At 39.3% G+C, this 25,514-nt stretch carries 18 protein-coding genes; 1 reads left to right on the top strand and 17 read right to left on the bottom strand.

Features of this window, described 5'->3' with window-relative positions; translation table 11 throughout:
* Window positions 1-15 precede the first annotated feature (15 nt).
* The 7 genes from BANA01_RS14700 to BANA01_RS14670 all read right to left on the bottom strand — a co-directional run bounded on the left by BANA01_RS14700 (window position 16) and on the right by BANA01_RS14670 (window position 9,082).
* Window positions 16-774 carry an NRDE family protein gene (locus tag BANA01_RS14700; RefSeq protein WP_034674800.1) on the bottom strand — a complete coding sequence of 253 codons (759 nt, stop codon included), beginning with the start codon at window positions 772-774 and terminating at the stop codon, window positions 16-18.
* A gap of 232 nt (window positions 775-1,006) precedes the next feature.
* Window positions 1,007-2,029, bottom strand: a complete 1,023-nt coding sequence (mglC, locus tag BANA01_RS14695) for a galactose/methyl galactoside ABC transporter permease MglC (RefSeq protein ID WP_034674797.1) — start codon at window positions 2,027-2,029, stop codon at window positions 1,007-1,009.
* Between the two features lie 13 nt (window positions 2,030-2,042).
* The gene (mglA, locus tag BANA01_RS14690) at window positions 2,043-3,545 is read right to left on the bottom strand and encodes a galactose/methyl galactoside ABC transporter ATP-binding protein MglA (RefSeq protein WP_034674795.1); all 1,503 of its coding nucleotides are present in this window, start codon (window positions 3,543-3,545) and stop codon (window positions 2,043-2,045) included.
* Between the two features lie 216 nt (window positions 3,546-3,761).
* The gene (gene mglB, locus BANA01_RS14685) at window positions 3,762-4,826 is read right to left on the bottom strand and encodes a galactose/glucose ABC transporter substrate-binding protein MglB (RefSeq protein ID WP_034674792.1); all 1,065 of its coding nucleotides are present in this window, start codon (window positions 4,824-4,826) and stop codon (window positions 3,762-3,764) included.
* 209 nt (window positions 4,827-5,035) lie between these two features.
* Window positions 5,036-6,625 (bottom strand): response regulator, encoded by a 1,590-nt coding sequence (locus tag BANA01_RS14680; protein WP_052106354.1) that lies wholly within the window; start codon window positions 6,623-6,625, stop codon window positions 5,036-5,038.
* Window positions 6,600-8,084, bottom strand: a complete 1,485-nt coding sequence (locus tag BANA01_RS14675) for a sensor histidine kinase (RefSeq protein ID WP_063253627.1) — start codon at window positions 8,082-8,084, stop codon at window positions 6,600-6,602. Before BANA01_RS14675 ends, BANA01_RS14680 begins: the two co-directional genes overlap by 26 nt.
* Window positions 8,084-9,082: a sugar-binding protein gene (locus tag BANA01_RS14670; RefSeq protein WP_052106294.1), complete on the bottom strand. Its 999-nt coding sequence runs from the start codon at window positions 9,080-9,082 to the stop codon at window positions 8,084-8,086. The genes BANA01_RS14675 and BANA01_RS14670 overlap by 1 nt, the downstream gene beginning before the upstream one ends.
* A 384-nt stretch (window positions 9,083-9,466) precedes the next feature.
* On the opposite strand from BANA01_RS14670, the gene BANA01_RS14665 reads away from it, so the two are divergent.
* Entirely contained in the window at window positions 9,467-10,534 is a 1,068-nt protein-coding gene (locus BANA01_RS14665; RefSeq protein WP_034673509.1) for a DmpA family aminopeptidase, read from the top strand.
* Between the two features lie 135 nt (window positions 10,535-10,669).
* On the opposite strand, the gene BANA01_RS14660 is transcribed toward BANA01_RS14665, so the two are convergent.
* The 10 genes from BANA01_RS14660 to BANA01_RS14615 all read right to left on the bottom strand — a co-directional run bounded on the left by BANA01_RS14660 (window position 10,670) and on the right by BANA01_RS14615 (window position 25,506).
* Entirely contained in the window at window positions 10,670-11,659 is a 990-nt protein-coding gene (locus BANA01_RS14660) for a LacI family DNA-binding transcriptional regulator (RefSeq protein ID WP_034673506.1), read from the bottom strand.
* Window positions 11,660-11,662: 3 nt separating this feature from the next.
* Complete coding sequence (locus tag BANA01_RS14655) at window positions 11,663-12,721, bottom strand: aldose epimerase family protein (RefSeq protein WP_034673504.1); 1,059 nt, start codon at window positions 12,719-12,721, stop codon at window positions 11,663-11,665.
* A gap of 68 nt (window positions 12,722-12,789) precedes the next feature.
* Complete coding sequence (gene galT / locus BANA01_RS14650; RefSeq protein ID WP_034673503.1) at window positions 12,790-14,271, bottom strand: UDP-glucose--hexose-1-phosphate uridylyltransferase; 1,482 nt, start codon at window positions 14,269-14,271, stop codon at window positions 12,790-12,792.
* A gap of 5 nt (window positions 14,272-14,276) precedes the next feature.
* On the bottom strand, window positions 14,277-15,266 hold the full coding sequence (gene galE, locus BANA01_RS14645; RefSeq protein WP_034673501.1) for a UDP-glucose 4-epimerase GalE: 990 nt from the start codon (window positions 15,264-15,266) through the stop codon (window positions 14,277-14,279).
* Entirely contained in the window at window positions 15,263-16,444 is a 1,182-nt protein-coding gene (locus BANA01_RS14640; protein WP_034673499.1) for a galactokinase, read from the bottom strand. The genes galE and BANA01_RS14640 overlap by 4 nt, the downstream gene beginning before the upstream one ends.
* 158 nt (window positions 16,445-16,602) lie before the next feature.
* Window positions 16,603-19,629: a beta-galactosidase, LacZ type gene (lacZ, locus tag BANA01_RS14635; RefSeq protein ID WP_034673496.1), complete on the bottom strand. Its 3,027-nt coding sequence runs from the start codon at window positions 19,627-19,629 to the stop codon at window positions 16,603-16,605.
* A gap of 196 nt (window positions 19,630-19,825) precedes the next feature.
* Window positions 19,826-21,691 carry a DUF2264 domain-containing protein gene (locus tag BANA01_RS14630; RefSeq protein WP_034673494.1) on the bottom strand — a complete coding sequence of 622 codons (1,866 nt, stop codon included), beginning with the start codon at window positions 21,689-21,691 and terminating at the stop codon, window positions 19,826-19,828.
* 16 nt (window positions 21,692-21,707) lie between these two features.
* On the bottom strand, window positions 21,708-22,832 hold the full coding sequence (locus tag BANA01_RS14625) for a glycoside hydrolase family 88 protein (protein ID WP_034673492.1): 1,125 nt from the start codon (window positions 22,830-22,832) through the stop codon (window positions 21,708-21,710).
* Window positions 22,833-22,846: 14 nt separating this feature from the next.
* On the bottom strand, window positions 22,847-24,658 hold the full coding sequence (locus BANA01_RS14620) for a heparinase II/III family protein (protein WP_052106293.1): 1,812 nt from the start codon (window positions 24,656-24,658) through the stop codon (window positions 22,847-22,849).
* A gap of 14 nt (window positions 24,659-24,672) precedes the next feature.
* Window positions 24,673-25,506 carry a carbohydrate ABC transporter permease gene (locus BANA01_RS14615; RefSeq protein ID WP_034673489.1) on the bottom strand — a complete coding sequence of 278 codons (834 nt, stop codon included), beginning with the start codon at window positions 25,504-25,506 and terminating at the stop codon, window positions 24,673-24,675.
* Window positions 25,507-25,514: the final 8 nt, after the last annotated feature.

The following is a 25,514-nucleotide window of genomic DNA, read 5'->3' as shown; positions in this document are numbered from 1 at the left end:
GTTTGATTCGTTTTTTTATTCCCGTTCTATTGTGTAATGCTGATCAATTATTTCATGATTAGAAAATACACGCTCTACATAATGAATTTCTTTATCAGACATTAATAAGACCGTTGAACTCCTTGTCCCATAATTTTCACTCTTAATAAACATGGCTGATAGCATTCTCTCCCATTCTAATGATACGCCAGTTTGAGGAAGGTTTTCATCCGGAGCTGGGTCGGCCTTTTGGAGCAGCGTTAAAAGGTCTTCAACTAAATCCGTCTTTTGATTGTTGATGATTTCTGTTAAACCAGCTTTGCCCAGTTTCACTTTAGGCCAGTCAGTATTTAATAAATGGTTGCTGACACCGTATATCCCAGGCGATATCTTCTTTAATTCCTGACCGACATTAGAATAATAGTATAAATGATCCCCATTACCAGCCAGCAAATTGTACCCAGGGTACCTGTCGTGATTTCTAGCCAGACTCTTCATATACTCTATCATTTCTCCGTTGTACTTGAGTGCGCCTGATACAAGCTCCCCCCGTGAACGTTTACCCTCCGTCACTTCAGTTGGATTCCGATAATTTGTTAAGGCAGCAAACTGGCCGTTTTTTGTAACACCCATCCAAGTACCCATTTTTTCTAAATCCCGTCCAGCAAGGATTTCAGAGTCATCCTCCCAAAAGTGAGCAGGAACAGTAGGTCTTTGATAAAATTCATCTCGATTGGCAGCAACGATCAGCTTATATTCTGGATGTACTTTAGAAGCAAATAAAATTAAACACAAATGCTATTCACACCCATTCTAAAAGTGGTTCTTCCTGTTTATACCATTCTATAGTATTCCACGAAAGGAATGAAGCTAAAAAACCCTTGACCTGAAACGCGTTTCATAGAATAGGATGTTTTTGCAAGGCTTTGCAACGCTAAGTCGGCGTAACCACAATGGGCGTAACGGCAGCGTTGCATATTACTTAATGCTATAAAAAAGACATCCTTTAAAAGATGTCCTTCAATGATTATTTTTTCTTAGCATGTTTCCGCATATCAAAGGCGACGGCTACGATGATGATAGCTCCTTTTACGATGAATTGAATGTATGGACTAACACCTAGGAAGGCTAATCCGTAGTTTATAACTTGGAAAATTAGAACCCCAGTGATGACTCCAGGAACAGTTCCAATCCCGCCTGATAAGGATACTCCACCTACTACACAGGCTGCAATCGCGTCTAACTCGTACATATTACCAGTATTGTTGGTTGCACTGCCAACACGGCCAGCTTCTAATGTACCTGAGAATCCATATAATAAACCAGCAATCATGTAAATAATGATAATATTTTTTGCAACGTTAACGCCGGAAACCTTTGCAGCTTCAGCATTTCCACCAATTGCATACATATTTTTACCGAGTTGTGTTTTATTCCAAACAACCCAAATAATGATGGAAAATACAATTGCATATAAAATCAGGTATGGAAATTCATATTGACCTAGTTTGATTCCTTTTTGAGCAAATGTTGTAAAACCTTCACTTAATCCGCCGATTGGCTGTGCTCCATATGGAGGACGGTCAAAGTAGATTGAAGTGATTCCATAAACCCCAATCATCATACCTAAGGTTGCAATAAATGGCGGTACGTGAAACTTAGAAACGATAAATCCATTTAATGTTCCGAATAGCCCAGTTACTACCATTGCAATGATAATTGGAACAAATAAAGGTAATTCCGGTAAGTTAGGATACATTTTATAGGCATAATCACCTGCTTGAAGCAAGGAAGCTGAAACTACAGCCGCAAGTCCGACCATTCTTCCAGCAGATAGGTCTGTTCCTCCTAAAATTAAAATACCTGCGATTCCAAGAGCAATAATAATCCTTGAGGATGACTGACTTAAGATATTAATTAAGTTAGTCATAGACAAAAAATCAGGCGACGCAATCACAATCCCAATAACTAGTAAAATCAAAAATACATAGATAACATTATCGAACAGCCATTTTGTAACCGTTGATCTTTTAGTGGCCTGAGTATTCATTTTACATCTCCTCCTAATACAAAGCTGCTAATCGCATGATCTCTTCTTGAGATGTCGTCTTCGTGTCTACGATTCCAGCTGCTCTTCCATTACTCATAACTAAAATTCTGTCTGTTACCCCCAGAAGTTCAGGCATTTCGGATGAAATCATGATAATTCCTTTGCCTTCGGCAGCTAATTCATTAATTAACTGATAAATTTCAAACTTTGCTCCAACGTCTATTCCCCTTGTTGGTTCATCCAGCAATAATACTTCCGGTTTTGTGAGCAGCCAGCGGCCAATGATTACCTTCTGCTGGTTACCGCCCGAAAGACTTCCAATTGGGGTTTTTTGTGACGGTGTCTTGACCTTCATTGAATCAATCACCCATTTTGTATCATCATGAACTTTACTTTCTGATAGAAACAACCCTTTTCGATACTGAGGCAGGTTAGCAATAATGGAGTTGAAGCTAATGCTGAGTTGTGGATAAATGCCTGTTGTCCTTCTTTCTTCCGTCACTAGGGCAAAGCCATTTTTTATGGCATGCTGCGGCGAATGATTTTGAACAACTTTACCATTTAGTTCAATACTTCCTGATTTTAGTCCTCTGATTCCGAAAAGTGCTTCCATAACCTCTGTGCGTTTGGAACCGACCAAACCGGCAATTCCCAATATCTCCCCTTTTCTTAACTCAAAGTTGATAGTAGAAAATGATCCATCTGTTTCGGCAGTTAAATCCTTCACTTTCAGAGTTACTTCTCCTGGTTGATTAATCTTTTCTGGAAAACGCTGTGATAAGTCACGGCCAACCATTAGCTTAATGATTTCATCCGTCGTTAATTCTTTGGCACTTTTCGTTGCAATATACTGACCGTCACGCATGATAGTCACTTCGTCAGAGATTTTTAATATTTCTTCCATCTTGTGTGAAATATAGATAATCGCTACGTTTTCACTTTGCAATTTTTTAATAATCGTAAATAAATGATTCACTTCTTTTTCTGTAAGGGAGGAAGTTGGTTCATCCATTACAATCAGTTTTGAATGATAGGATACGGCTTTCGCAATTTCCACCATCTGCATTTCTGAGACAGATAGACTGCTTACTTTGCTGCGCGGGTCAATATTGATGTCCAAATTCTTAAAAATTGCCGAGGTTTCCTCATACATCTTCTTTTCATCAATAAAGATTCCTTTTTTCGGATACCTTCCCAGCCAAATATTATCCATTACATTTTGCTGGCGAACTTGGTTCAGTTCTTGGTGGACCATTGAAACTCCGTTTTCAAGAGCTTGCTTAGAATTCGCAAACGAAACTTCTTGCCCATCCAACAGGATTTTCCCTTCATCCATTGAATAAATACCGAATAAGCACTTCATTAAGGTTGATTTTCCAGCACCATTCTCACCCATTAAGGCATGTACTGACCCTGCCTTCACTTTCAGGGAAACGTTATTAAGCGCGATTACACCAGGAAATCTTTTTGTTAAGTTAATCATTTCAAGTAAATTGGCCGAACTTGCTGCTGACATACTTTACCTCCTTGCCTAACCATTTAACATGCGGTTTTATATAATGATTATAGTTTTCATTCCGTCCTGCTTCATTTGAGTGCTTAGAAACATTGCCCCGAACGAAGGAAAAGAAAATGGATCCTTTTCCTTCGTTCGAGGAGCGCCATAGAATCTATCCCCTAGGAAAAATTGAACTGCATTTTCCCCTGGACTTGGCGCTTCCCCCTCTTATGCCTATTTATAAGCGTCTTTTCCTACTTGGATATTGTTCTTTGTGATTTCTACATAAGGAACACGAACTGCTTTTTTATCGTCTAACTTCCACTCTGTTCCTTCTAATACATCCTTACCATTGGCTGCATTAGCTGCAAGTTGAACGGTTGCTGCACCCTGATTTTTCGCATCGTTTAGGACTGTTCCAACCATTTTCCCTTTTTCAATCATTTCAAGTGCTTCTGGGATTGCATCTACACCTACAACTGGCATAAACTTATCTCCTGAGAAGTAACCTGCTTTTTCAAGAGAAGCGATGGCACCTAACGCCATTCCGTCGTTATTAGCAATAACAAATTCAATATCTTCGTTGTATTTTGCAATCCAAGCATCCATTTTTTCAGTTGCTTTCATTGCATCCCACATACCTGTATCTAAAGCTAATTCATCTACTTCAATTCCTTTTTCCTTAACCGTATCAATAACAAACTTTGTACGAGCTTCTGCGTCAGGGTGTCCTGGCTCGCCTTTTAGGAGAACATATTGAAGCTTGCCATCACCATTTTTATCCCATTTATCTTTATTTGCTTCCCATGCCTTAGCGATTAACTCACCTTGAATTACACCTGATTCAGATGAAGTAGTTCCGACATAATAAGCTTTTTCATAGCCCGCTAATACACTTGCATCCGGCTCTTTGTTAAAGAAGATAACTGGAATATCCTTCACTTTTGCTTTATCAATGATGGTTTGTGCTGCCTTAGGATCCACAAGGTTAATTGCCAGAGATTTTGCTCCTTTGGCAATAAGCGTATCTACTTGTTCAACCTGCTTCGCTTGATCATTTTGAGAGTCATTCAGCATTAAATTTACTTTTCCATCTGCTGCCGTCTCCATTGCACGACGAACATAGGACATGAAGTTGTCATCGAATTTATAAATCGTTGCACCTACTGCTGGAAGGTCGCCATCCTTGCCTTTTCCAGAATCTGTTGAACTTTTTTCTGTACCGCCGCAGCCAGTTGCTAATAGAATGCTAGACGCAACTGTTAATGATAGAATTAACCCTTTTTTCTTATTAAACATGTCATCCTTCTCCTTTTGCTTTTTTTGTAAAGACTCTGGTAAACTTCGTTTACCTTTACCTTCTTGAAAGCCCTTACATATATGTTAGCACCTGGAGTTTTTGTTCAATAGCTGTAACCTATAGCACTAATTTGTGAATATCTAGACTATTTTGTTGCAAGTAAAAAAGACCGATTCAGTACGAGCCGGTCCTTCAAACGATAAAACTATTAACTTACTGTTTCCCTTCGAAATTCAGTTGGGGATAACCCTGTATGTTTTTTGAATACGCGGCTGAAATAATTCGGATCTTTGTAGCCGACTGAATAGCAAATTTCCTTTAAACTTTTTGAAGCGTCAACCATTTCTATTTTTGCCTGCTTAATCCTTATTTCGGTTAGGTAATCAATAAAAGTCATCCCAAATCGGTCTTTAAATAATTTGCTTAAATAATAGGGACTTAGGTCCACATAGTCTGCAACCTGTTCCAGCGTAATGGAATTCGCATAATGATTTTCAATATATTCCTTTGCCTTATGGAGCATTCCCTTGGCATGATTGGTTCTCCATACTTGAATATGTTGTACGATAGACAATAAATAAGATTTGCCTTTATCAAACATCTCTTTAATTACCTTTGATTCTTGGATTTCTAAAGATCCTTCATACCTTATCCCTAAATCATGAAGCATCCTCGAAATAAGAATAAACAATTCATTAAATGACTTTTTTACTACAGGAGCCTTTATTCCTTCATGATTCATAAGGTTTGCTGCAAACGAGTCAAAAATAAACATGGCTTTATTTAAATCTCCCTGGCGGAGGGCATCGAGGAGTTTTTTCTCAACTTCGAGAAGTTCCGAAGTTGTGGGTAACCCAATGTCCCCTTGTTTACCTCCAAATAAATATTTTCGATTTGGGGTTTTTAAAAGCTGATTTAATGCAGCTGCTGCTTCATGGTAGGATTTATTCAGTTCATGAACATTGCTGTATGGCAGACCGATTCCTATTCTTAACTCTGCAAGAAAGTGACTCTTTTGGAATTGGGCGAGTAAATGGTCAGTCACTGCTTGGGCATTTATTTTAAAATGTGTTTTTTCTGTTGTTTGTTTGCATAAAAACAATACCGGTACTTGGCTTTCCGTCATAGGTCCCAATAATACTTCTTGATTTTTATGATATGATTTTAAAACATCCTTAAGCCATAGATACCAGTTTTGCTTTTCTAGCGGCAGGAGTTCTCCCTTTTCCGACGGCGGCAACAGGGAAAGCAGCATAATATATCCTGAGGTGATCTCTACTCCTAACAGCTGACTCCATTCATCAAACGTAATATCATGAACGGGATTCAAAATGAGTGATGATACCCATTCTTTTTGGGCGATGGACACCGCACGTTCGAGGTTTTGCTTAAGGTACTGCTGTTCTTCCAACTGCTTCCGTTCCCCAATGATTTCAGAAGAAACCCGCTGTAAGCTTTCAAGAATGTCTTGTTTCCTGCTAGGTTTCAGGATATATTCTTTCACACCCTGCTGCATAACTTCCTTTGCATATTCAAACGTATTAAAGGCGGAAACCATGATAAATCGGATGTTTTGCTCGGTACGTTTAATTTCCTTGACAGCTTGCACCCCGTCAATTCCTGGCATTTTAATATCCATAAAGATAATATCAGGTTTATGTTCTCCAGCCATTTCAATTGCTTTTCTCCCGTTAGGGGCTTCGCCGATCACCGTTACGTTCTCAGAAGAGTTGTTTATTATTTTCGTCAATGCCCTCCGCTCTAGTATCTCATCATCCACAATTAGAATTTTCAACAAGCTCTTTTCCCCCTATTACCGTGTCTGGAATAGTCAGTCTAAACGTTGTGCCTTTTTTCAACTCTGATTGTATTTCAATAATGTCTTTCTGACCGTAAAAAAGCTGGAGCCTTCGAATCACATTCTTTACCCCTATACCAGTTGAATGACCTTGTTTTTTATCCGAGTCGTACTCCTCTTCTATTTCATTTCCACTCACATAATTTAGCAATTTATTTTGAGTGTTTTCATCCATACCGTCTCCGTTATCTACAATTTCCACATGAATTCTGTGATTACTTTTGTAGATATGAAGACGGATTTCTCCATTTTCCTCATACGATTCAACACCATGTATAAAAGCGTTTTCAATTATTGGCTGCAGTGTTAAACTTGGAATTTCCCGGTCTAAACAATCCTCTTCAATATCTGTGATGAATTGAATGCGGTCCCCAAACCTTGTTTGCTGTATAAAAAAGTATTCTTTAACAATGGCTACTTCATCTCGAAGGGTGGCAGCTTTATTTAAATCACCGCCTAAGTTGTATCGCAGTAAGGCAGCCACAGATTCAATCAATCTTGAGGTATGCTCCGCTTCCTCGAGGTAAGCCATCTTTGAAATCGTATTCAAAGTATTGAATAGAAAATGTGGATTAATCTGATTTTGAAGACTTCTTAACTCTAATTCTTTTAATAGTTTATCCAGTTCCGATTTCTGCTTAATTTCTTTTACATACTGCCTTAGGTTTGAACGCATTTGATTAAACGTCTCAGTTAATAACTTTAATTCATCCTTGGTGGAAATTTTAATATCCTGACCAGATAAATTACCCTTTGAAATTTGCTTGGCTGCTTGAGATAAAAGTGTAATTGGTTTTGTAATCCCGCCAGATATCCAAAGTGCAATTAAGGTACTGAGAAAAAAGGCGGCAGCAAAAAGGGAAAAGGATAATAGTTTATAATAATGATTTTGTCTTTCCATCTGATCATAAAAATTTTGATAGTCGGTAAGTTTATTATTTAAGAGAGCCAGTGTACTTTCCTGAAGGAAACCTGCTATTTTTAATACTTCATTAAGATGGTTTGAATATTCATTAATATCATCCTTATGGAAGGCTGCCACTGTGGCATCACATTCTTCAAGAAAACTCTCAATCATATGATGATAATTAATAACCGTTACATCATTAGAATTCATCTCTTTTTTAAAGAGTTTCTGGTCTCTAAGTAAACTAGACCTTTCTTTGTTATAGGCTTTTAAATAGGAATTTTCCTTATCTAGAAGATAACCCTGTAGGTTTTCTGTAATTAAATTAGTTCTTTGAGAGATTTCATTTAACAAAAGAAACCGTTCAAAACTATCATCATATTCATTGACAAGGTTTTCACTACTTTTATAAAAAAAGAACCCCACTGAAGTTAACAAAACAACCAGTACAATAAAATAAAGGAGCAGTTTTGATCGAATTCGAAACAACATTAGTATCCAGCCTCCTGCCCGCCTGGATGACTTACAGGCATATCCGCTGCTCTTAAAATACGAGTATTCGTATGGACGACTGGAGGAACACTCTTACCTTCAATGAGATTAATCATCATCTGTATACCTCGATATCCCATTTCATATGGTTCCTGAGCAACTGTTGCTTCAATAATGCCCTTCGATATGTAATCAAGTGTTTCAGGCAGAGTATCAAATCCAATGATATAAATGGTATCGTTTTTTTTATACTTATCAACTACTTGGGCTATTCCGATCCCATCTAGAGCACTTGTCCCATAGAAAGCATTGACCTCGGGATAATCCTTCAAGATTTGGTAGGCCTTTTCAGCAGCACGAACTCTACTAATTTCTGATTCTTCAACTGTAATAATCTTTATTCCCTGTTCGGACTTCACTGCGTCCTGAAAACCCTGTACGCGCAGCTGCTGGTGATTCGCATAAAAACTTCCTGTAATGATGGCAACGTTCGCTTGCCCCTTTGTATCTTCAATCAATGCTTTACCCGCTAGATACCCAGAATAGTAATTATCTGTTCCAATATACGCAATTCGGTTGCTATTGGCAGCGTCCGTATCGATAGTTATCACAGGAACTCTCTCTACAACCTTATTGATGAGCGGGGTAAATTGCTCGTCACTTAGACCTTGAGTCATAATTCCATCTACCTTAGCGGCCATTGACATTTCAATCGTTTTTAAATGTTCGTCGATATTAGCTTGCTTCGGACCGGCATACTCCAATAAAACACCATAATCCTTTGCAGCCTCCTGAGCCCCTTTTTCAACCAGCCGCCAATAATCATTGTCCAGCTCCTCAGGCACCAACACAAAATGATACTTATAATCCTCAATGTTCCTATCTTCTTCAGGCAAATCATGAGACATAACCTTAAAACCATAAAACACAGAAAATGCGCAGCCCACAAGAAAAAACAAAACCCCAAACGTATACGCCACAACCGTTAACCTGCTCATAGACAACCCCATTATCTTCACCAGTCTAGATAACTAAAATTATACGAAACATACCATTATTCGACAATGCCAAATGGTGCCTGTCACCATAAAAAGCATATTTTTACCATTTTTTAGTATTCTATGAAAGGAATAAAGCTAAAAATCCCCTTGATCCGAAACGTTTTCATAGATCCTTTGTTAATTTGTCCCAAAAAATATAGTCTGCAAATCTTCTATTCTCTAATGGTCCACAAGCAGGAAATCATCAACTCTTGGAGAATTCGGATATACCTTTCTAAAAAATAGGAATTTATGATAGTATTCAATTTTAACAGTAAAATAACTTGATTAACGCTTTGCCTTTTGGAAAAATGGTTTTATATTGCATAAGGGTGGTTGTGTATGAATGGTCAAAAGAGATTAAGAGATTACTTTGTTAACATAGGTCGATTAGAAACTGGAAAATATAATTCCATTACGGATGTTGAAGGTGTTACTGTCGGACATGTAACTCTGAGTAATAAAGAAATGCAGACGGGCGTAACGGCCATATTACCACACCAAGGAAATCTCTTTAAAGAAAAACTTATTGCTTCAAGCCATGTAATAAACGGTTTTGGAAAAACCATGGGAACGATACAAATAAATGAGTTAGGAACGCTGGAAACTCCAATCATTTTAACAAATACCTTAAGCATTGGAACAGCTGCAGATGCATTGATTGAATATATGTTAGAGCTGAATCCTGAGATTGGACTCACAACAGGTACGGTAAATCCAATCATATGTGAGTGCAATGATATGCTCTTAAATGATGTTAGGGCTAGGTTTGTAAAAAAGGAACATATTTTTCAAGCAATCTCAAATGCTTCACCCGTTTTTAAAGAAGGAACTGTGGGAGCAGGTACAGGAATGCTGTGCTATTCATTAAAGGGCGGCATTGGAACTTCCTCACGTATGATGCAAATGGAACATGGTACTTACACAATGGGAGTTCTAGTCCTATCCAACTTTGGAATCCTAAGTGATTTAATGATAAATGGTAAACCCATTGGAAAAGAATTAAGAGATGCTATCCTGACGTCTCGTCAAGAAGAGAAAGATAAGGGTTCGATTATTATTATTGCGGCAACAGATCTCCCTGTTTCTGAAAGGCAGCTAAATCGTATTATTAAACGGTCTGTAACAGGTTTATCACGAACTGGGTCCATCATAACAACAGGAAGTGGCGAGGTCGTAATTGGGTTTTCAACAGCAACGAAAATACCTCATGAAAAAACTTCACATTGCCTTTCATTCTCTATGATTCATGAAGAAGATATGGACTTAGCTTTTAGAGCTATCGGAGAAGCAACGGAGGAGGCAGTTTTAAATTCCTTGGTTACAGCAACACATGTAGTTGGAAGAGATGGAAATGAACGACCCGCTTTTAAGGATTTAATAGAAGAGTTTAACATTAGCTTAACCTAACAGGAACATTAGAAAAGCCGGTGACAGCTAACCTGCTCTGTTCACGGAATAACCTTTCCACGTAAAAATGCTAAAAAAGGCAGTGTAATTTCGGGCGAGAAATTCACTGCTTTTTTAGCTGTTTATTATACTGTTTTATAAGCTGCTGTCTCTTATAATGAGTTGCGTGGTGATGGTAATTTTTTTGGCTATTTTTCTGCCTTCGATTCTTTCTGCTAGGGCGTTGACGGCTGTTTCACCCATCAGTTCCGTATAGACTTTTACCGTGCTTAAGGATGGAAAGACATATTTGGATATACTGATATCGTTCACCCCAATTATGTTCACGCGATCAGGAACAGATATCCCTTGCTCCAATAATGCTCTAAGCGCCCCTACTGCAAGAGAATCATTCGCTGCAAAAAAAGCAGTCGGCAAGTTTTCGCCATGTTCTTGAATCGCCTTTTTCATCAGCGCATGACCGTCGGCAACGGTAAATTCCCCTACGTACATATAGGCTTCATTCAACAGCCCTTTTGCTGATAAATAGGATTTGAAGGTCTTCTCTCTCGGGTCTTCAATCGCCGATGTTTTATCTTTGAATACTTCTCTGCCGCCAATAAAACCAATATGCTTATGACCTTGCTCCAAATAATGATCGATGACCTTTTTTGTAGCCTTTTTAAAATCGATCACAATGGAATCAAACTGTTCTTCATCAGGAGAAGTGTCGACAAAAACAATGTGATTGGTTATAGCGACCATGTCTTTTATTTGTTGATCACTAAATTTTCCAATGGCGATAAGACCTTGAATGTCATCCTTTTTTATATCCTCATAATTGTCTTGAAAGTATTTTGATACTGAAAAGCCCATTTGCCTGGATTGATTTTCGACACCCAAACGAATCGACATATAATATAAATCTTCTAGTTCTTCCTTTTCTGTATACCACTGTACAAGTGCAATTTTTCCTGCTTCTAGTTTTTTAGGCGGTTTCTTTTTATAAGAAAGCTGCTCTGCAACCTCAAATATCCTCTTTTTGGTTTCATCACCAACCGATAGGGTACTATCATAATTCAATACTCTGGATACCGTTGCGATTGAAACTCCTGCTAATTCTGCAATATCCTTTATCGTAGCCATAAATCAAACTCCTATTGTATTAGAAAAAAAACGATATTTCGTTACAGCCTGGTATACTTCCTCTGGGTGTAAAACGATGGATGGAAAATCAGGCTTATTTATGGCGTCAGGAAGCCCTTGCGTTTCAAGGCATACACCCAAGTGGTTCCTCGCTCGAACACCAGATATAGAGTAAGGACCTTCTAAATGATTCCCCGTATAAAGAACAACACATGGTTGATCGGTCGTAACGAACAAGGTTCTTCCACTTTCTTTTTCACTTAACACCACTGTATTTTCTCCCTTTTTGGAAAAAACAAGCGGATGGTCGTAACCATTGCCAGCAAGCACATTTTGCGGGTGGGAAGATTTCATTCCTGACTGCAGCAAACGGCCATGCTTAAAATCAAAAGGCGTATTCGCAGAATGAATCATTTTTCCGGTAGGGATTAAATCTGAACCTAGCTCTAAGAAGTGCTCACTTTCCAATTGAAGAATATGCTCCGAAACATCTCTTTTTAGATTACCGCTTAAATTGAAATACGAATGGTTAGTTAAGTTAACAATTGTTTTTTGATCGGTGCGAGCCTCATAGCTGATACTCAACTCATTTTGGTTATTTAAAAGATAGGTAGCAGTCGTATCCAAAGTACCTGGATACCCTTCTTCACCATGTACACTACGATAAGAAAATTTCAAACCGACTGCATGATCAGTTTCAAACGGTTCTGTTTTCCAAATAACTGAATTAAAGCCCTTTTTACCGCCATGCAGGTGGTTAGGTTCCTCATTAGGTGTCAACTTGTATACATTTCCATCCAACTCAAACTCTGCATGATTAATTCTCCCAGCAACTCGACCAACAATAGATCCAAAATATGGAGATAAATCCACATAATCTTCAAATTGCTCGAACCCAAGCACTACGTTTTCAATCTTTCCATGGCGATCTGGAACCATTATTTTCGTTATGATACAACCATAATTCAAGCATGAAACGGACATTCCTGCATCATTAATCAGGGTATACTCCATCACGGACTCATCATTATAATGACCGAATAGACTTTCTATAACTTTCATTTTTACCACTCCATTACTTCATATCAAAAAATATGAGTACTTCCGCTTTTTTTCATGCTGTACGCTTTTTATGATAGTGCCAAGACAAAGCGGTTGAACCCGGCTTTTCCTTCTTCATTTCTTTTAAACACACCAGCATCTTCTAATACCTTTAAAAACTTTTTCCCTGTCTCTTCACTCACGAGTGCTTCTACATTTGACGATGTTACAACAGATTGATACCTCTCTTTTAAGCCTTTTGCCCACTCTAGATGATAATCAGCAACGGATTCCGTTTTTCCAAGAATGAATTTTTCAACTTCCGCAAGTTCAGCCTTTAAGCGTGCAGGTAAAACAGCCAGTCCCATTACTTCAATGAGCCCGATGTTTTCCTTCTTAATATGATGAACGTCTTGATGAGGATGAAAAATTCCAAGTGGATGTTCCTCACTTGTCCGGTTATTTCTAAGAACTAAGTCTAGTTCATAAAGACCTTGGTTTTTACGTGCAATAGGTGTGATCGTATTATGCGGTGTTTCACCAGTTTTTGCATGGATCCCAACTGATTCGTCACTGTAATGTCTCCATGCAGAAAGAATATGGTCTCCTGCTTCCACTAGTGATTCAATTTCAGCAGACCGCAATCGAATAACAGACATTGGCCATTTAACAACGGAACCTTGTACATTTGGGAATCTATCTAATTCGAATGTCCAATCATCCTCTGCCTTCGCCATCGCAAAGTCATAATGTCCGCCTTGATAATGATCATGTGAAAGTATTGAACCGCCAACAATCGGTAAGTCAGCATTGGATCCAACAAAATAATGAGGAAACTGCTGGACAAAGGTTAATAACCGTCTGAAGGCTGCTGAAGTAATTTTCATATCCCTATGTTCTTCTGACAGCACAATACAATGCTCATTATAGTAGACATAGGGAGAATATTGTAAAAGCCAATTCTCTTCTACCAAATTTAACCGAATCATCCGGTGATTCGAGCGTGCCGGGTGTCCGACTCGCCCCGCATATCCTTCATTTTCAACACAAAGTAAACATTTAGGATAATTTGTCTTTACCATTGCGCGTTCAAGCTCTATACTTCTAGGGTCTTTTTCAGGTTTTGATAAATTGATTGTAATATCCAGCTCACCATAATCCGTGTTAACCTTATACTCCATATTATTACGGATCCGCTTCATCTGTATATAATTACTATTTTTACTTAACTCATAGAAAAACTCTGTTGCTGCTTTTGGGCTTTGTTTGTATTTCTCGTAGAACATTTGATTAATCGTTGATGGCCGTGCCATAAAACAGTTCATGATTTTACTAGAAAAAATCTCTTTTTCATCAAAAATATCTTCAATAATACCTTGTTCACAGGCATAGTCTACAATTTGTTCTAGTAAATCTGGAATTTCCAGATTAGACTCACCATCGCATTCAGTAAACTCAACTAATTTCAAGAGTGAAAGGATTTGATTACGGACATAGATTTCATCATCTTGAGAGATTAATTTTACAGCAATAGCCTGATTGATTAATTCTTGAATTCGTTGATTGATCATGTCACTCACCTCTCATATCCATTTGGATGGTGCTGATGCCAGTTCCATGCGTCGCTGATGATTTGGTGGATAGATGTTCTAGTTGGATTCCATCCTAGTACACTTCTTGCTTTTTCCGAAGAGGCGATTAACGTACTTGGATCCCCAGACCGGCGGTCACCGTATTGAACAGGAATATCAATACCCGTAACCTCTTTCGCTGTCTCAATAATTTCTTTTACGGAAAACCCCTGGCTGCTGCCTAGGTTAAAAATATTACTTTCCCCGCCGTTTTGTAAATATTTTAAAGCAAGTAAATGAGCATTAATTAAGTCCTCAACATGAATATAGTCGCGGACGCAGGTCCCATCTGCTGTATCATAATCTTGTCCAAAAACAGTGACAGCCGGTCTCTTTCCTAAAGCCGCCTCTAAGACAACGGGAATCAAATGTGTTTCAGGGTTATGGTCTTCTCCAATCTCACCGCCGCTTCTTGCTGAGGCAACGTTAAAGTAGCGGAGTGATACATACTTAAGGTCGAATGCTTTTTCACACCAAGCAATCAATTTTTCCATCGTGAGTTTCGTCTCGCCATAAGTGTTTGTTGGAGTAGTTGCCGCGTTTTCTGTAATCGGCACAACCTTCTGTTCACCATAAACCGCCGCTGTCGACGAAAAGATGATGTGCTTCACATTAAATTCCTTCATCATTTCGAGAACAATTTGTGTTCCAAATACATTGTTATCAAAGTACTTTAAGGGCTCTGTCATGGATTCGCCAACAAGTGAGTTAGCGGCAAAATGCAAGATTGCTTCAATATCTTCTTTTTCAAATACAGAACGCATAAACTCACGGCTTCGGATATCCCCTTCATAGAAGTGTGCTTTTGGGTGTATGGCATCAAGGTGACCAGTTTGCAAGTTATCGATGACCACCACTTGTGACCCTTGATCCATTAACTGATAAACTGCATGCGAACCTACGTAACCCGCACCGCCTAAAACTAGAATACTCATTGAAATTCCCCCATTTGAATTTCTTTTGCCCCATCGCCAATACTTGCTACATAGAAATCAGCAGAATATCCAATTTTGTCGTGATAAGCTGCACCAACATTTGCAATAAAGCTATCTACCTGTTCATTTTCAACGATGGCAATGGCACAGCCCCCGAATCCAGCTCCTGTCATACGGGCACCAATGACACCTGGCTGTTTCCATGCAGCTTCCACTAAACTATCAAGTTCAATCCCTGTCACTTCATAATCGTCTCGCAGCGAAATATGCGATTGATTCATCAACTGTCCAAACGCCTCAAGGTTCCCTGCCTTTAATTCTTCAAGAGCCTTAAGTGTTCTTACGTTCTCATACACAGCATGTTTTGCACGCTTTCGGACCGTTTCGTCCGGTATTAAGGTTTGATTCTCATCAAATTCTGCTTCCGTCAGCTGCCCAAGTGCTTGGATTGAAAGTTTTGACTGCAGCTGTGATAATGCAAGTTCACATTCTCCTCGGCGCTCATTGTATTTGGAATCTGCCAGCTCTCTGCGCTTATTGGTATTCATAATTAAAATCTTATGTTCTTCAAGCTTAATGGGAGCGTACTGAAAGTCCAATGTCTGGCAATCAAGCAATATTCCAGCGTCCTTTTTTCCCATTCCAATCGCAAATTGGTCCATTATTCCACTGTTGACTCCGATGAACTCATTTTCAACTCTTTTACCAAGCATAATCATATCTAGACGCGGAATCTCTAATTTAAATAATCCGTCTAACAGCACTCCAGTTAGCAGCTCAATAGATGCAGAAGAAGAAAGCCCTGCTCCATTTGGGATATTACCTTCAATTACACAATCAAATCCTTGTGGAATATCATAGCCCGCTTCCTTTATATAGCGAATCATCCCTTTCGGATAATTGGCCCAATAATGCTGCTTATCATACTCTAATTGAGTTAAGTCAAATTCAATAATCCCTTTGTCCGGGAAGTTTACTGAGTAAAGGCGGACAAGATGGTCATCTCTTTTTTTGGCCACGGCATATGTCCCATAAGTAATCGCACAAGGAAAAACATTACCTCCATTGTAATCGGTATGTTCTCCTATCAAATTAATTCTCCCTGGTGCAAAGAATGCTTGCTCAGGCTGAACTTCAAATAATTCTCTGAATGTAGTCGTTAACTTTGTGATGGTCATTGTCGTCCCTCCAACTATTTTTGCTATAGGTTTAGTTTAATCCAAACAGTAAAAGAAATCTATTGTTTTTTACTAAAATTTTTACTAAAAATATTAAAAAGCAGTGCATAGCTATATACACTGCTTTTTTAAGATTACTTTATATTTTCATTTGTATTTCAAACCCGTTGGATTAAAAATTCGAATACAATATTTTGATCTGCCTTGATAAGGTGTTCATCATGAACAGGAGCTCCCCAGCTGTCGTCCCCGCCAACACCCATCTGCCTGCCGGCAACTGTAATGACGGTATAATGAACAGGTGGAAGTTCATAAACATGATGAGCATTCTCAAGTTCAAATGCTGTATATGGACTAATGTTGCATTCCAGTGGTTTTGTTACCAAAGAAATTCTTACTCCCTGTCCGTTACGGTTTGTCACATCGACACGACGGACTCCGGTTCGATTACCCGATTCCTGTGGCATAACATAACCGGTTAGATTATCGTTTACTTGGTTTTTAAAGATACCAAGTTTAGCTCCCATAGTCCGGTCAGAGTAGTTTTCTTCTGGTCCCATTGCATACCATTCTAGTTGATTATAATCAGCTGGAACCTTAAAAGACACTGCAAAAATCGGCATCTGAGGCAGATTTTCTACCCCGTTGTAATCAGACTTCACCTTAACACTTCCATCTGGATAAACACTGTAAATAGTCTGAACTTCGAGATGATCATGAATTGAGAATTTATAAGTAAAGCCTACACTTACATAACTGTCTTTTTCTTCTACCTCAATATTTACACACTTTCTCGCCAAGCTCGCTGCATACCAAAGGCCTGAATGGAAACCTTGAGAATACCCTCGATCATTGTCAGTTGTAGCTCTCCAGAACAATGGTGCGGGCGGTATTGAAATCATTTCTTTGCCTGCATAGTTAAGGGAAACTAAACTGCCTGCACCTTTCGAGAAAATAACCGTGAAGTCACGGCCATGTACGCCAATATTTACATCCCCATAAGCCACCCTTAAATCGCCGCTTACTGGTGTTACTTCCTTTGTACCCACTTGATAGACAAACTGACCGAAGGCAATCTCATAACCCGCTTCTGCCCAAAGTGTGCTTCCCTTCAATACTAGTGATGTTTGAATGCAATATTCACCTGGTTCAGATTTGAAATCTTTAGGAATATCAAACTCAAACCGTCTCTCACTTTGCGGCCCAACCTCTGCAAGCAGAGTATTTCGATACAATTCATTTCCTTCACGGAATAGAACATATTTAAACGTATAGTCATCCGTGCTGGAGAACAAGCTTTCATTTTTGATGGTTACACCTGTTTCATCTGGAACTAGTTTAAAATCTTGATATAAAAATTTCACTTCCTGCATTTTAGGAGAAAGCTCTCGATTCGCGAGGACAATTCCATTTGTACAGAAACCATAATCGGTCGGACGATCGCCAAAATCGCCGCCATATGCAAGGAATTCATTGCCGTAACGGTCCTTCTTATAAATGGATTGATCGATATAATCCCAAATAAATCCGCCTTGATACATTGGATACTTTTGCTCAAGGTCCGTATATTTGTACATGCCGCCAAGTGAATTCCCCATTGCATGCATATACTCGCAGCTAATATAAGGCTTTTCTGGATTCTCTGTTAAATACTTCTCAATATCCACTGGCTTCGCATACATACGACTTTCCATATCACTCGTATCATTATAATCACGGTTGTGGAATACCCCTTCGTAGTGAACAAGTCTGCTTGGATCAACCTTTTTGAAATATTTTGAGACATTCAAAATGACTTCACCAGCGTATGATTCATTACCACAGGACCAAATTAAAATCGATGGGTGATTCTTATCCCGCTCTACCATCGAGATTGCACGATCCATGACAATAGCTTCCCACTCTGACTTATTCCCTGGAATATTCCATGAAGGCTCGACTTCCCCCATTTTTTGCCATGAACCATGGGTTTCAAGATTCATTTCATCGATGACATAAACACCGTATTCATCACATAGTTCGTACCAGTAGGTTTGGTTCGGATAATGAGAAGTACGAACTGCATTGATGTTATGACGTTTCAGTGTTTTAATATCCCAAAGCATATCTTCTTTTGTAATCGCCCGGCCGTGACGTGGATTGAATTCATGGCGGTTCACACCCTTAAATACAATTCGCTTACCATTAAGGTGCATAATTTTATTAACGAGTTCAAATCTTCTAAATCCAATCTTCTGTGGAATAACCTCTACTAAACTTCCATTTTCGTTGTAGATTTGGATAAATAATTTGTATAAATAAGGATTTTCTGCACTCCATAATGCAGGCTCCTCAACAGGCATCGTGATTGACCACTTGCCATCGATGTTTTCAGCTTCAGCAACTTGAACAGGTACTCCTTTTCTATCAACTAGTTCTGCTGTAATTTTCGACGCAGCTGCACCCTGAAGCTTTATATCGACTAATAGTGTCCCTCTTGTAAAAGTCGGGTCCAACTCAGGACGAACATGGAGGTCGGCGGCATGAATCTCCGGAATGGTGTAAAGATAAACATCACGGAATATCCCTGAGAACCGCCAAAAATCCTGATCTTCAAGCCAAGCGCCGGTACTGCGCTGATAAACCTCCACCGCAAGTTTGTTCTCACCCTCAACTAAATAAGGTGTAAGTTCAAATTCAGCTGGAGTAAAGGAATCCTCACTGTAACCGATAAACTCTCCGTTCAGCCAAACATAAAAAGCTGATTCAACACCTTGGAGGGAAATAAAAACCGACTGCCCTTGCATATTTACAGGAACGTCGAAATATTTCACATAACTCCCAACTGGATTATGGTCGGTCGGAATCTCTGGCGGACGAAGCTCATGGTGCCCATCCCATGGATACATCGTGTTAACATATTGCGGCTGCCCGTAGCCTTGGAGTTGGATATGTCCCGGAACCGTAATATCCCCCCAGCCAGCACAAGGATAATCTTTCTTAAAAAAATCCACTGGCCTATGGTCTGGATTCATACTGTAGTAAAACTTCCAGTCTCCGTTTAATTCATGACACATTTTCATTGGAGAGGCACTTTTTGCCTCCGCCTTTGTTTCATAATAAACATGATCTGAATGGGCAGGAACACGATTCACTGCAAAAACATTCACATCTGTTAGCCAATTTAAACTTGGAGTGGTGGTCATCTCTCTTACACTTCCTATCTACATTACTATTAAATTTGCTATTTTACAGAACCCATCATTCCGTAACAAAATAATTTTTCATGATAAAGAATAATTAGTGCTGCCACGGAAAAGCCGTTAATAAACAAAAATAGACACCACAATTTGTCTAACAACTATGGTGTCTATGATTGGAGATCGATTAACATTTGGGTCTTTATGTTGTAACTGCTTCTTTTCGAATAATCACTGTTTCTGTTCCTTGCCTGATCATAATCTCATCCTCTGCCAGTTCAACATGTGGCACCCTAACCCAATGGTTTAACACTTCTTCATTACCAGGTTCCCCAAACACGCCGTTTACAATCCAGTGTGTGCCGGGTTTTAGGCTTCCTTTGACTGTTGGAATCACCGTCCTAGGGGTTAAGAGATTGGTATTCGCATTTGGGTAAACCAAATCCGGCTGGCCACTGCCATATATGCTTTGGACGCCGCTCGCACCCCAAGGGAATTTTGCAAAACCTTCTAGCTTGTTCAGCATAACCTCCGCTGTTTGACCTTTATATTCCTTATTTTCAATACCCAGTGCAAAACCGCCATCTGCATAATCTAAGTTTCTATTAGTCTCAATACAATGAACCCGAATATGCCATGGAGCCCCGGCTACAAGCCATGTTCTAATTTCAACATCACTAAATGGCTTCCATTTCGTATAAACAACATTTTCAGAAACGGTATAATCCACACAGGTCCTCTTACCTCTATAAAGATTGTCACCTTCACTTACAGCTAACATGGAATCATACGCACCTTGCGAAAGACCCCATTCTGCTTTTGATACACTAAATCCAAACAAATTCGAGTAAACAAACTTTTCATATTTTGCGGCTGCGTGAGGATGCTCATTTGTGTGCTTATAACCAGCATTAAAAGCCAGCGTATGACCGTGCTCTTCTTGTCTGCATAATATAAACCGCGGTGATTTTTGAACTGTTTTTTCTTTTAAAGCAGGAAGCGGCTTTTCTGTTTCCTGCCAGAATGGATGCTCTTCAGGAAGGGCTAAAACTAAGAAGGTCTTTAGTGACCAATACGGCGAACCTGGTGCATTATAGTTTTCCGCCATCACCAAATTCGGATAAGAATAGCCGATTGTCAGCAAACCATTTGCATCAAAAATTGGCTGTTTGAACCACCAGCGAAGGTTCCTTAAAATGAGCCCCTTCATCTCCCCCAAAGAAAACGGCTCAACTTCAGCATATACGAGCGCACTCCAAAAAGCTGATTGGGAGAATCGATAAGCTAAACTTCTCCCATAAGGCAGGGCAGATCCATTACTACTAAACCAATAAATAAAATCCTTTGCAAACACGGCAGCCCTCTGTTTATACTTCTTGGCTCTTTCAGGATCTTCCTTTTCCATTAACTTTGCATACAGCAAGCTGTAAAAATGGATAGCAAAGGGAACATAATAGTCACAGTGTGCCTCAAGTCCGTCAGCATACCAGCCTTCCTCTAAATAAAACTCATCAATTCGATCAAGATTATTTTGAACCTTTTCCTGCTCATAAGGTAATCCTACTGCTTTAAAGCCGAGGTTAACGATTACCGGAAAAAACAGCCAATTACAATCATAAACATGTATTTGATTGATTTGATTCAGCCATAAAAATAGGTTTTCTTTTTCCTGCTCATTAAGTGGGTCCCAAATTCTCTCCGGAGTTAACGCCAGGGCATAACCAAATGCCGCCATCTCAACGGCACGCTGATCAAAGTCCGAAATATCTCCCCAATATTCTTCGTGACTAGGATTGGTGCCGTTCTTTATTCCTTCCATACAGGATTCCCAAACTTCTGAGCTTTCATCGCCTGCTAGTAAAGGAACCAGACCCCAAAGTACTCGAGAGAACCCTTCTAGGCCTGCAATCTCATCAGAATAACTAGTTCCTGTACTTCCTATTTCAAGCTTAGCCTTGCCCTTGCTATAATACGGCTGCAAAGGATGAACGATTTGCTTTACTGCTTCTGCCAAATCCGCTCGAGAACGGAGCGGATTTTTCTGAATGGGTAAATCGAGCTTCAGCATACGCGATACCTGCCTTCTACCAAAATAATTCCTGGTAACCTTTTAATCTAGCAAGACCTTCAACAAAATAATAATCCCCATAAACAAGCGGGTTTTTCATAAATTTTTGTTCTGGGAAATGGCTCGTTCCTTGTAGAACCAATCCCTCTTCAGACCCTTCCCAATCACCATAATTCTTGTATAACGATTCGAGGATTTTCTCCCCAGCTCTTTGATAAAGTGGTGACTCTGTTACACTTACTTTTTCTGCTAGAAGCAGGAGTCCGCACGCAGCAATCGCTCCTGCAGAAGAATCTCTAGGGGAATCCACATCAGCAGGAAGAAGAAAATCCCAAACTGGTACGTAATCCTCTGGCAAGTGGGAGATAAAGAAATGTGCGACTCTTTTAGCACTCTCCAAGTATCTACTATCTCCAGTATAGTGATAGCTCAAAGCTAATCCGTAAATAGCCCAAGCATTCCCTCTTGACCATGCCGAATCAGGCGCATATCCCTGGCCACCCAGTGCTTCAATCCTTTCACCGCTTTCCGGATCAAAGCGGACAATATGATGGACGGCACCATCACTCCGAACAAATTGGTTTAAGACCATATTGGCATGTTTTACTGCAACACCCTTAAATCTAGGGTCACCCGTTTCTTCGGAAGCCCAATAAAGAAGAGGCAAGTTCATCATGCAGTCGATAATTGCCACACCGCTGTTGTCCTCCCCTTCTGTCCAAGGATTCCAAGCACGTATGTAGCTGCCATTTACATTAAAACGACCCATTAATAGATTAGCAGCCAATAAAGCCCGCCGTTTTGAATTCTCATTACCTAGAAGCTTATATTGAGCAACGCTTGTTAGTGTCCACATAAAGCCCATATCGTGGTCAAGCCGGTAATAGTCATGTTGAACAGCGTCCAGCTTTGCTTCACACTCTTCTGCAATTTGCTTCAATTCTTCGTTTTTGTTGTCTCGATACAAGAGCCATAGCAAGCCTGGCCAAAAGCCGGCAGTCCACCAATACGGTTCCGCAAGCACATATTGGCCATTTTCACTTGCATGGGGGAAATTAGACCCAATCCTTTTGCTTGTTCTATCTATTTTTTCATTCACTTTCTGCCAGGCTTCACTTACCCATTCCAGTTGTTCCGTCATCTTCCTCACCCTGCCTATTCAAATTGAAATATTAATTGAACATTACACTTTTTAACGGGGTTTAACACGGTAAAGTCGAGCGCATAGTTTTCTTCCATTACCCCGAAATGGTTGATAAAATTTAACCTCTTCACTTCTAAATAAAGCATTCTGCTATCATATAAGATTCGCAGCCTTTGCTTCCCTGCCAGGATCACTTCATCTTCCTCTTCTATGATTGAGAAAGCAGAAGTTATGAGTCTTTCAGTTATGGATATTGGCTGCTCCGTAAATGAATAGACGTCATCCAAAATTAACTTCGGTAACTCCTTTTTAATCCACGTAAACTTGCGATTTAATGAACGAAGGTTTTCCAATTCGTAAGCATTCGAAATATCTAACTCGAAGATATCTACATCCTCACCTAAATCGACATCTAGAATTCTCGCAAATTTGGAAGACCCTTCTTCCTGAAATTGATGATTGATAATCGGAACAGAATGCCCTTGCGACCCATTAGATAAAAACGTATAACGTTTTTCACTAAAATAATCTTTCGTATATAAACCACTGCCTAAATCCTTTAAAAATACTTCACTGTTTCCTTGCAGAATAAAATGGCCAATATCGTTATGATTATGTGGTTCGTTATTATTTCCGCCCTTTGCAGCGAAAGAGAAATGTCCAGATGTTGTTTGGTGTCTTGAAATTAACCATTGTGACTCATTGAAAAAGTTACTTCCGTTCCCCCATGGCTGATTAGGAAGTGTATCATCAAACCAGAGGAGGTTCCGGATAGCTGGCGCCCATCTTCCACAATGATCTGCTGTAAATTTTGCGCGCAGTTTTCTTTCCGGGATTTCAAAGTCATCATAAACCTTGCTTAAATAATGACTTAAACCTAAAAATACAGAAGCCGTTGGATTTGCATCAGAAAAGTTAACAACTTTGTTTTCATTCAAAAAACATCTTTGTTGAAACAATGCAATCTGGTGGATCTTTTCACTATTTAATAAATCCAGTTTTCCATTTGTTTTCTTTTTTACTAAATCTGCAAAATAGACGTAATAACCAAAGCCATACTGCCAATATCCATAGCCCTCTAGACAAACACCATCATCGTTGAAGCCTTTTAAATAACACTCCATCGCTGGCAGGACCTTGGTTACAATTGTGTTCAGTTCTTCTTTATCTTGTATTAAGTGCAGCGCTGCCGCTCCAATGGACCCTGCACATACCGAGGCCCAGTTATGCTCCTGTGTTTCCCATTCATATTTCGTCGTTTTAAAAGGGCGGAATACCCGTTTATACACTTCTTCATAAATCCGCTTACAAATCAATGGATCTAAAACATCCTCCGTAAGCTTCAGAATTTCAGCTAAGGAAAAAGCCGTTTCGGCTGAAAATAGATCAATCGTATAATTCTCTACACTAGGTCTATTCAGAGAGCAGCTGATCGTCGTGGATGTTTCAAAGCTATTTTTTAAATGAGCAGGCAAGCACCAAGAATACTCATTGCAAATGGACCAAATGGTATTTTCTAGTGCGGTTACATACTCCTTATCCTCTGGTTCCAACAAAACCATGATGGCAAATGTAGTAAGTCGATGTCTTTTTTTAAAGTATACTTTTTCGAATTCAAGCCTTGATCCACTTTCTGTAAATATTCTGAACAAGGAATAGGTCAACTCTTGTTCTTTTTCCTGTAATAATTTCGTTCCTTCTTCTCTTATTTCATCAAAAAGCATTTTAAATTCTGAATTATTTTTAGCATTTCTCCACCATTCAACTTTTTCCTCCGTGCTTGAAAACAATAACGGAGTATCAGAAACAAGCATATTCATCAACGAATTCTACCTCCTTACCCTTTCACTCCTCCTAATGCAATCCCTTCAATGACTTGTTTTTGCCCGATAATAAAGACAATAACTAAAGGAAGAATCGCAGATACAGCAGCAGCCATAATTAAGGAGTAGAACTCGCCATTAATCGTCGTGAATTTCTGCATGGCGATTTGAATCGTTAATAAACTATCGGTACGTAAGAAAATAAGTGGGTTTTGATAGTCATTCCACGTCCAGATGAAACGAAGAATCCCATAAGTCGCTATAGCAGGCTTTACAATTGGCAGTGCAATTGACCAGAAGATTCTCCAGTGACCCGCACCATCAATCTTTGCTGCTTCAATATAATCGTTATGGATACTCATAAAAAATTGTCTTAACATAAATGTACCTAAAACGCTAAAGCTTCCAAGCAGGATTAGTCCAAAGTGGCTGTCAAATAAGCCAATTTTACGAAATAAAATAAATTGTGGAACGAGAATTGCTTGTGGTGGAACCATATATGTTGCTAGCACGATCATAAAAAGGAATTTGCCAAATGGAAACTTTACTTTTGAGAACCCATAGGCAGCAAGAGCCGAAACCACAACGGAAACACATGTGGTAATAACCGTTACCTTAATTGTATTCCAGTAATAAACGTAGAACGGATAGTCTCCAAACCACACTTCTTGATAGTTTTTAAAACCATTCCATCTTTCAGGAATCCACTGAATAGGAAATTTAAAAACATCTGCTTCAATTTTAAAAGATGTTGAAAGCATCCATACAAACGGCAGAAGGAACAACACACTGCAGACGAGCATAATAACCGTTATAATACTTTTTCTAATGATTAATGAATTTGCCATTGTTTTCC

The organism is Neobacillus niacini NBRC 15566, assembly GCF_001591505.1.
Taxonomy (GTDB): domain Bacteria; phylum Bacillota; class Bacilli; order Bacillales; family Cytobacillaceae; genus Neobacillus; species Neobacillus niacini.
This window is presented reverse-complemented; position numbering and strand designations above follow the sequence as displayed.

Bases quoted from the DNA above. Each gene is read 5' to 3' on its own strand.
- mglC (WP_034674797.1), bottom strand. From the start codon at position 2,029: ATGAATACTCAGGCCACTAAAAGATCAACGGTTACAAAATGGCTGTTC.
- mglA (WP_034674795.1), bottom strand. From the start codon at position 3,545: ATGTCAGCAGCAAGTTCGGCCAATTTACTTGAAATGATTAACTTAACA.
- mglB (WP_034674792.1), bottom strand. From the start codon at position 4,826: ATGTTTAATAAGAAAAAAGGGTTAATTCTATCATTAACAGTTGCGTCT.
- BANA01_RS14675 (WP_063253627.1), bottom strand. From the start codon at position 8,084: ATGTTGTTTCGAATTCGATCAAAACTGCTCCTTTATTTTATTGTACTG.
- BANA01_RS14670 (WP_052106294.1), bottom strand. From the start codon at position 9,082: ATGAGCAGGTTAACGGTTGTGGCGTATACGTTTGGGGTTTTGTTTTTT.
- BANA01_RS14665 (WP_034673509.1), top strand. From the start codon at position 9,467: ATGAATGGTCAAAAGAGATTAAGAGATTACTTTGTTAACATAGGTCGA.
- BANA01_RS14660 (WP_034673506.1), bottom strand. From the start codon at position 11,659: ATGGCTACGATAAAGGATATTGCAGAATTAGCAGGAGTTTCAATCGCA.
- BANA01_RS14655 (WP_034673504.1), bottom strand. From the start codon at position 12,721: ATGAAAGTTATAGAAAGTCTATTCGGTCATTATAATGATGAGTCCGTG.
- galT (WP_034673503.1), bottom strand. From the start codon at position 14,271: ATGATCAATCAACGAATTCAAGAATTAATCAATCAGGCTATTGCTGTA.
- galE (WP_034673501.1), bottom strand. From the start codon at position 15,266: ATGAGTATTCTAGTTTTAGGCGGTGCGGGTTACGTAGGTTCGCATGCA.
- BANA01_RS14640 (WP_034673499.1), bottom strand. From the start codon at position 16,444: ATGACCATCACAAAGTTAACGACTACATTCAGAGAATTATTTGAAGTT.
- lacZ (WP_034673496.1), bottom strand. From the start codon at position 19,629: ATGACCACCACTCCAAGTTTAAATTGGCTAACAGATGTGAATGTTTTT.
- BANA01_RS14630 (WP_034673494.1), bottom strand. From the start codon at position 21,691: ATGCTGAAGCTCGATTTACCCATTCAGAAAAATCCGCTCCGTTCTCGA.
- BANA01_RS14625 (WP_034673492.1), bottom strand. From the start codon at position 22,832: ATGACGGAACAACTGGAATGGGTAAGTGAAGCCTGGCAGAAAGTGAAT.
- BANA01_RS14615 (WP_034673489.1), bottom strand. From the start codon at position 25,506: ATGGCAAATTCATTAATCATTAGAAAAAGTATTATAACGGTTATTATG.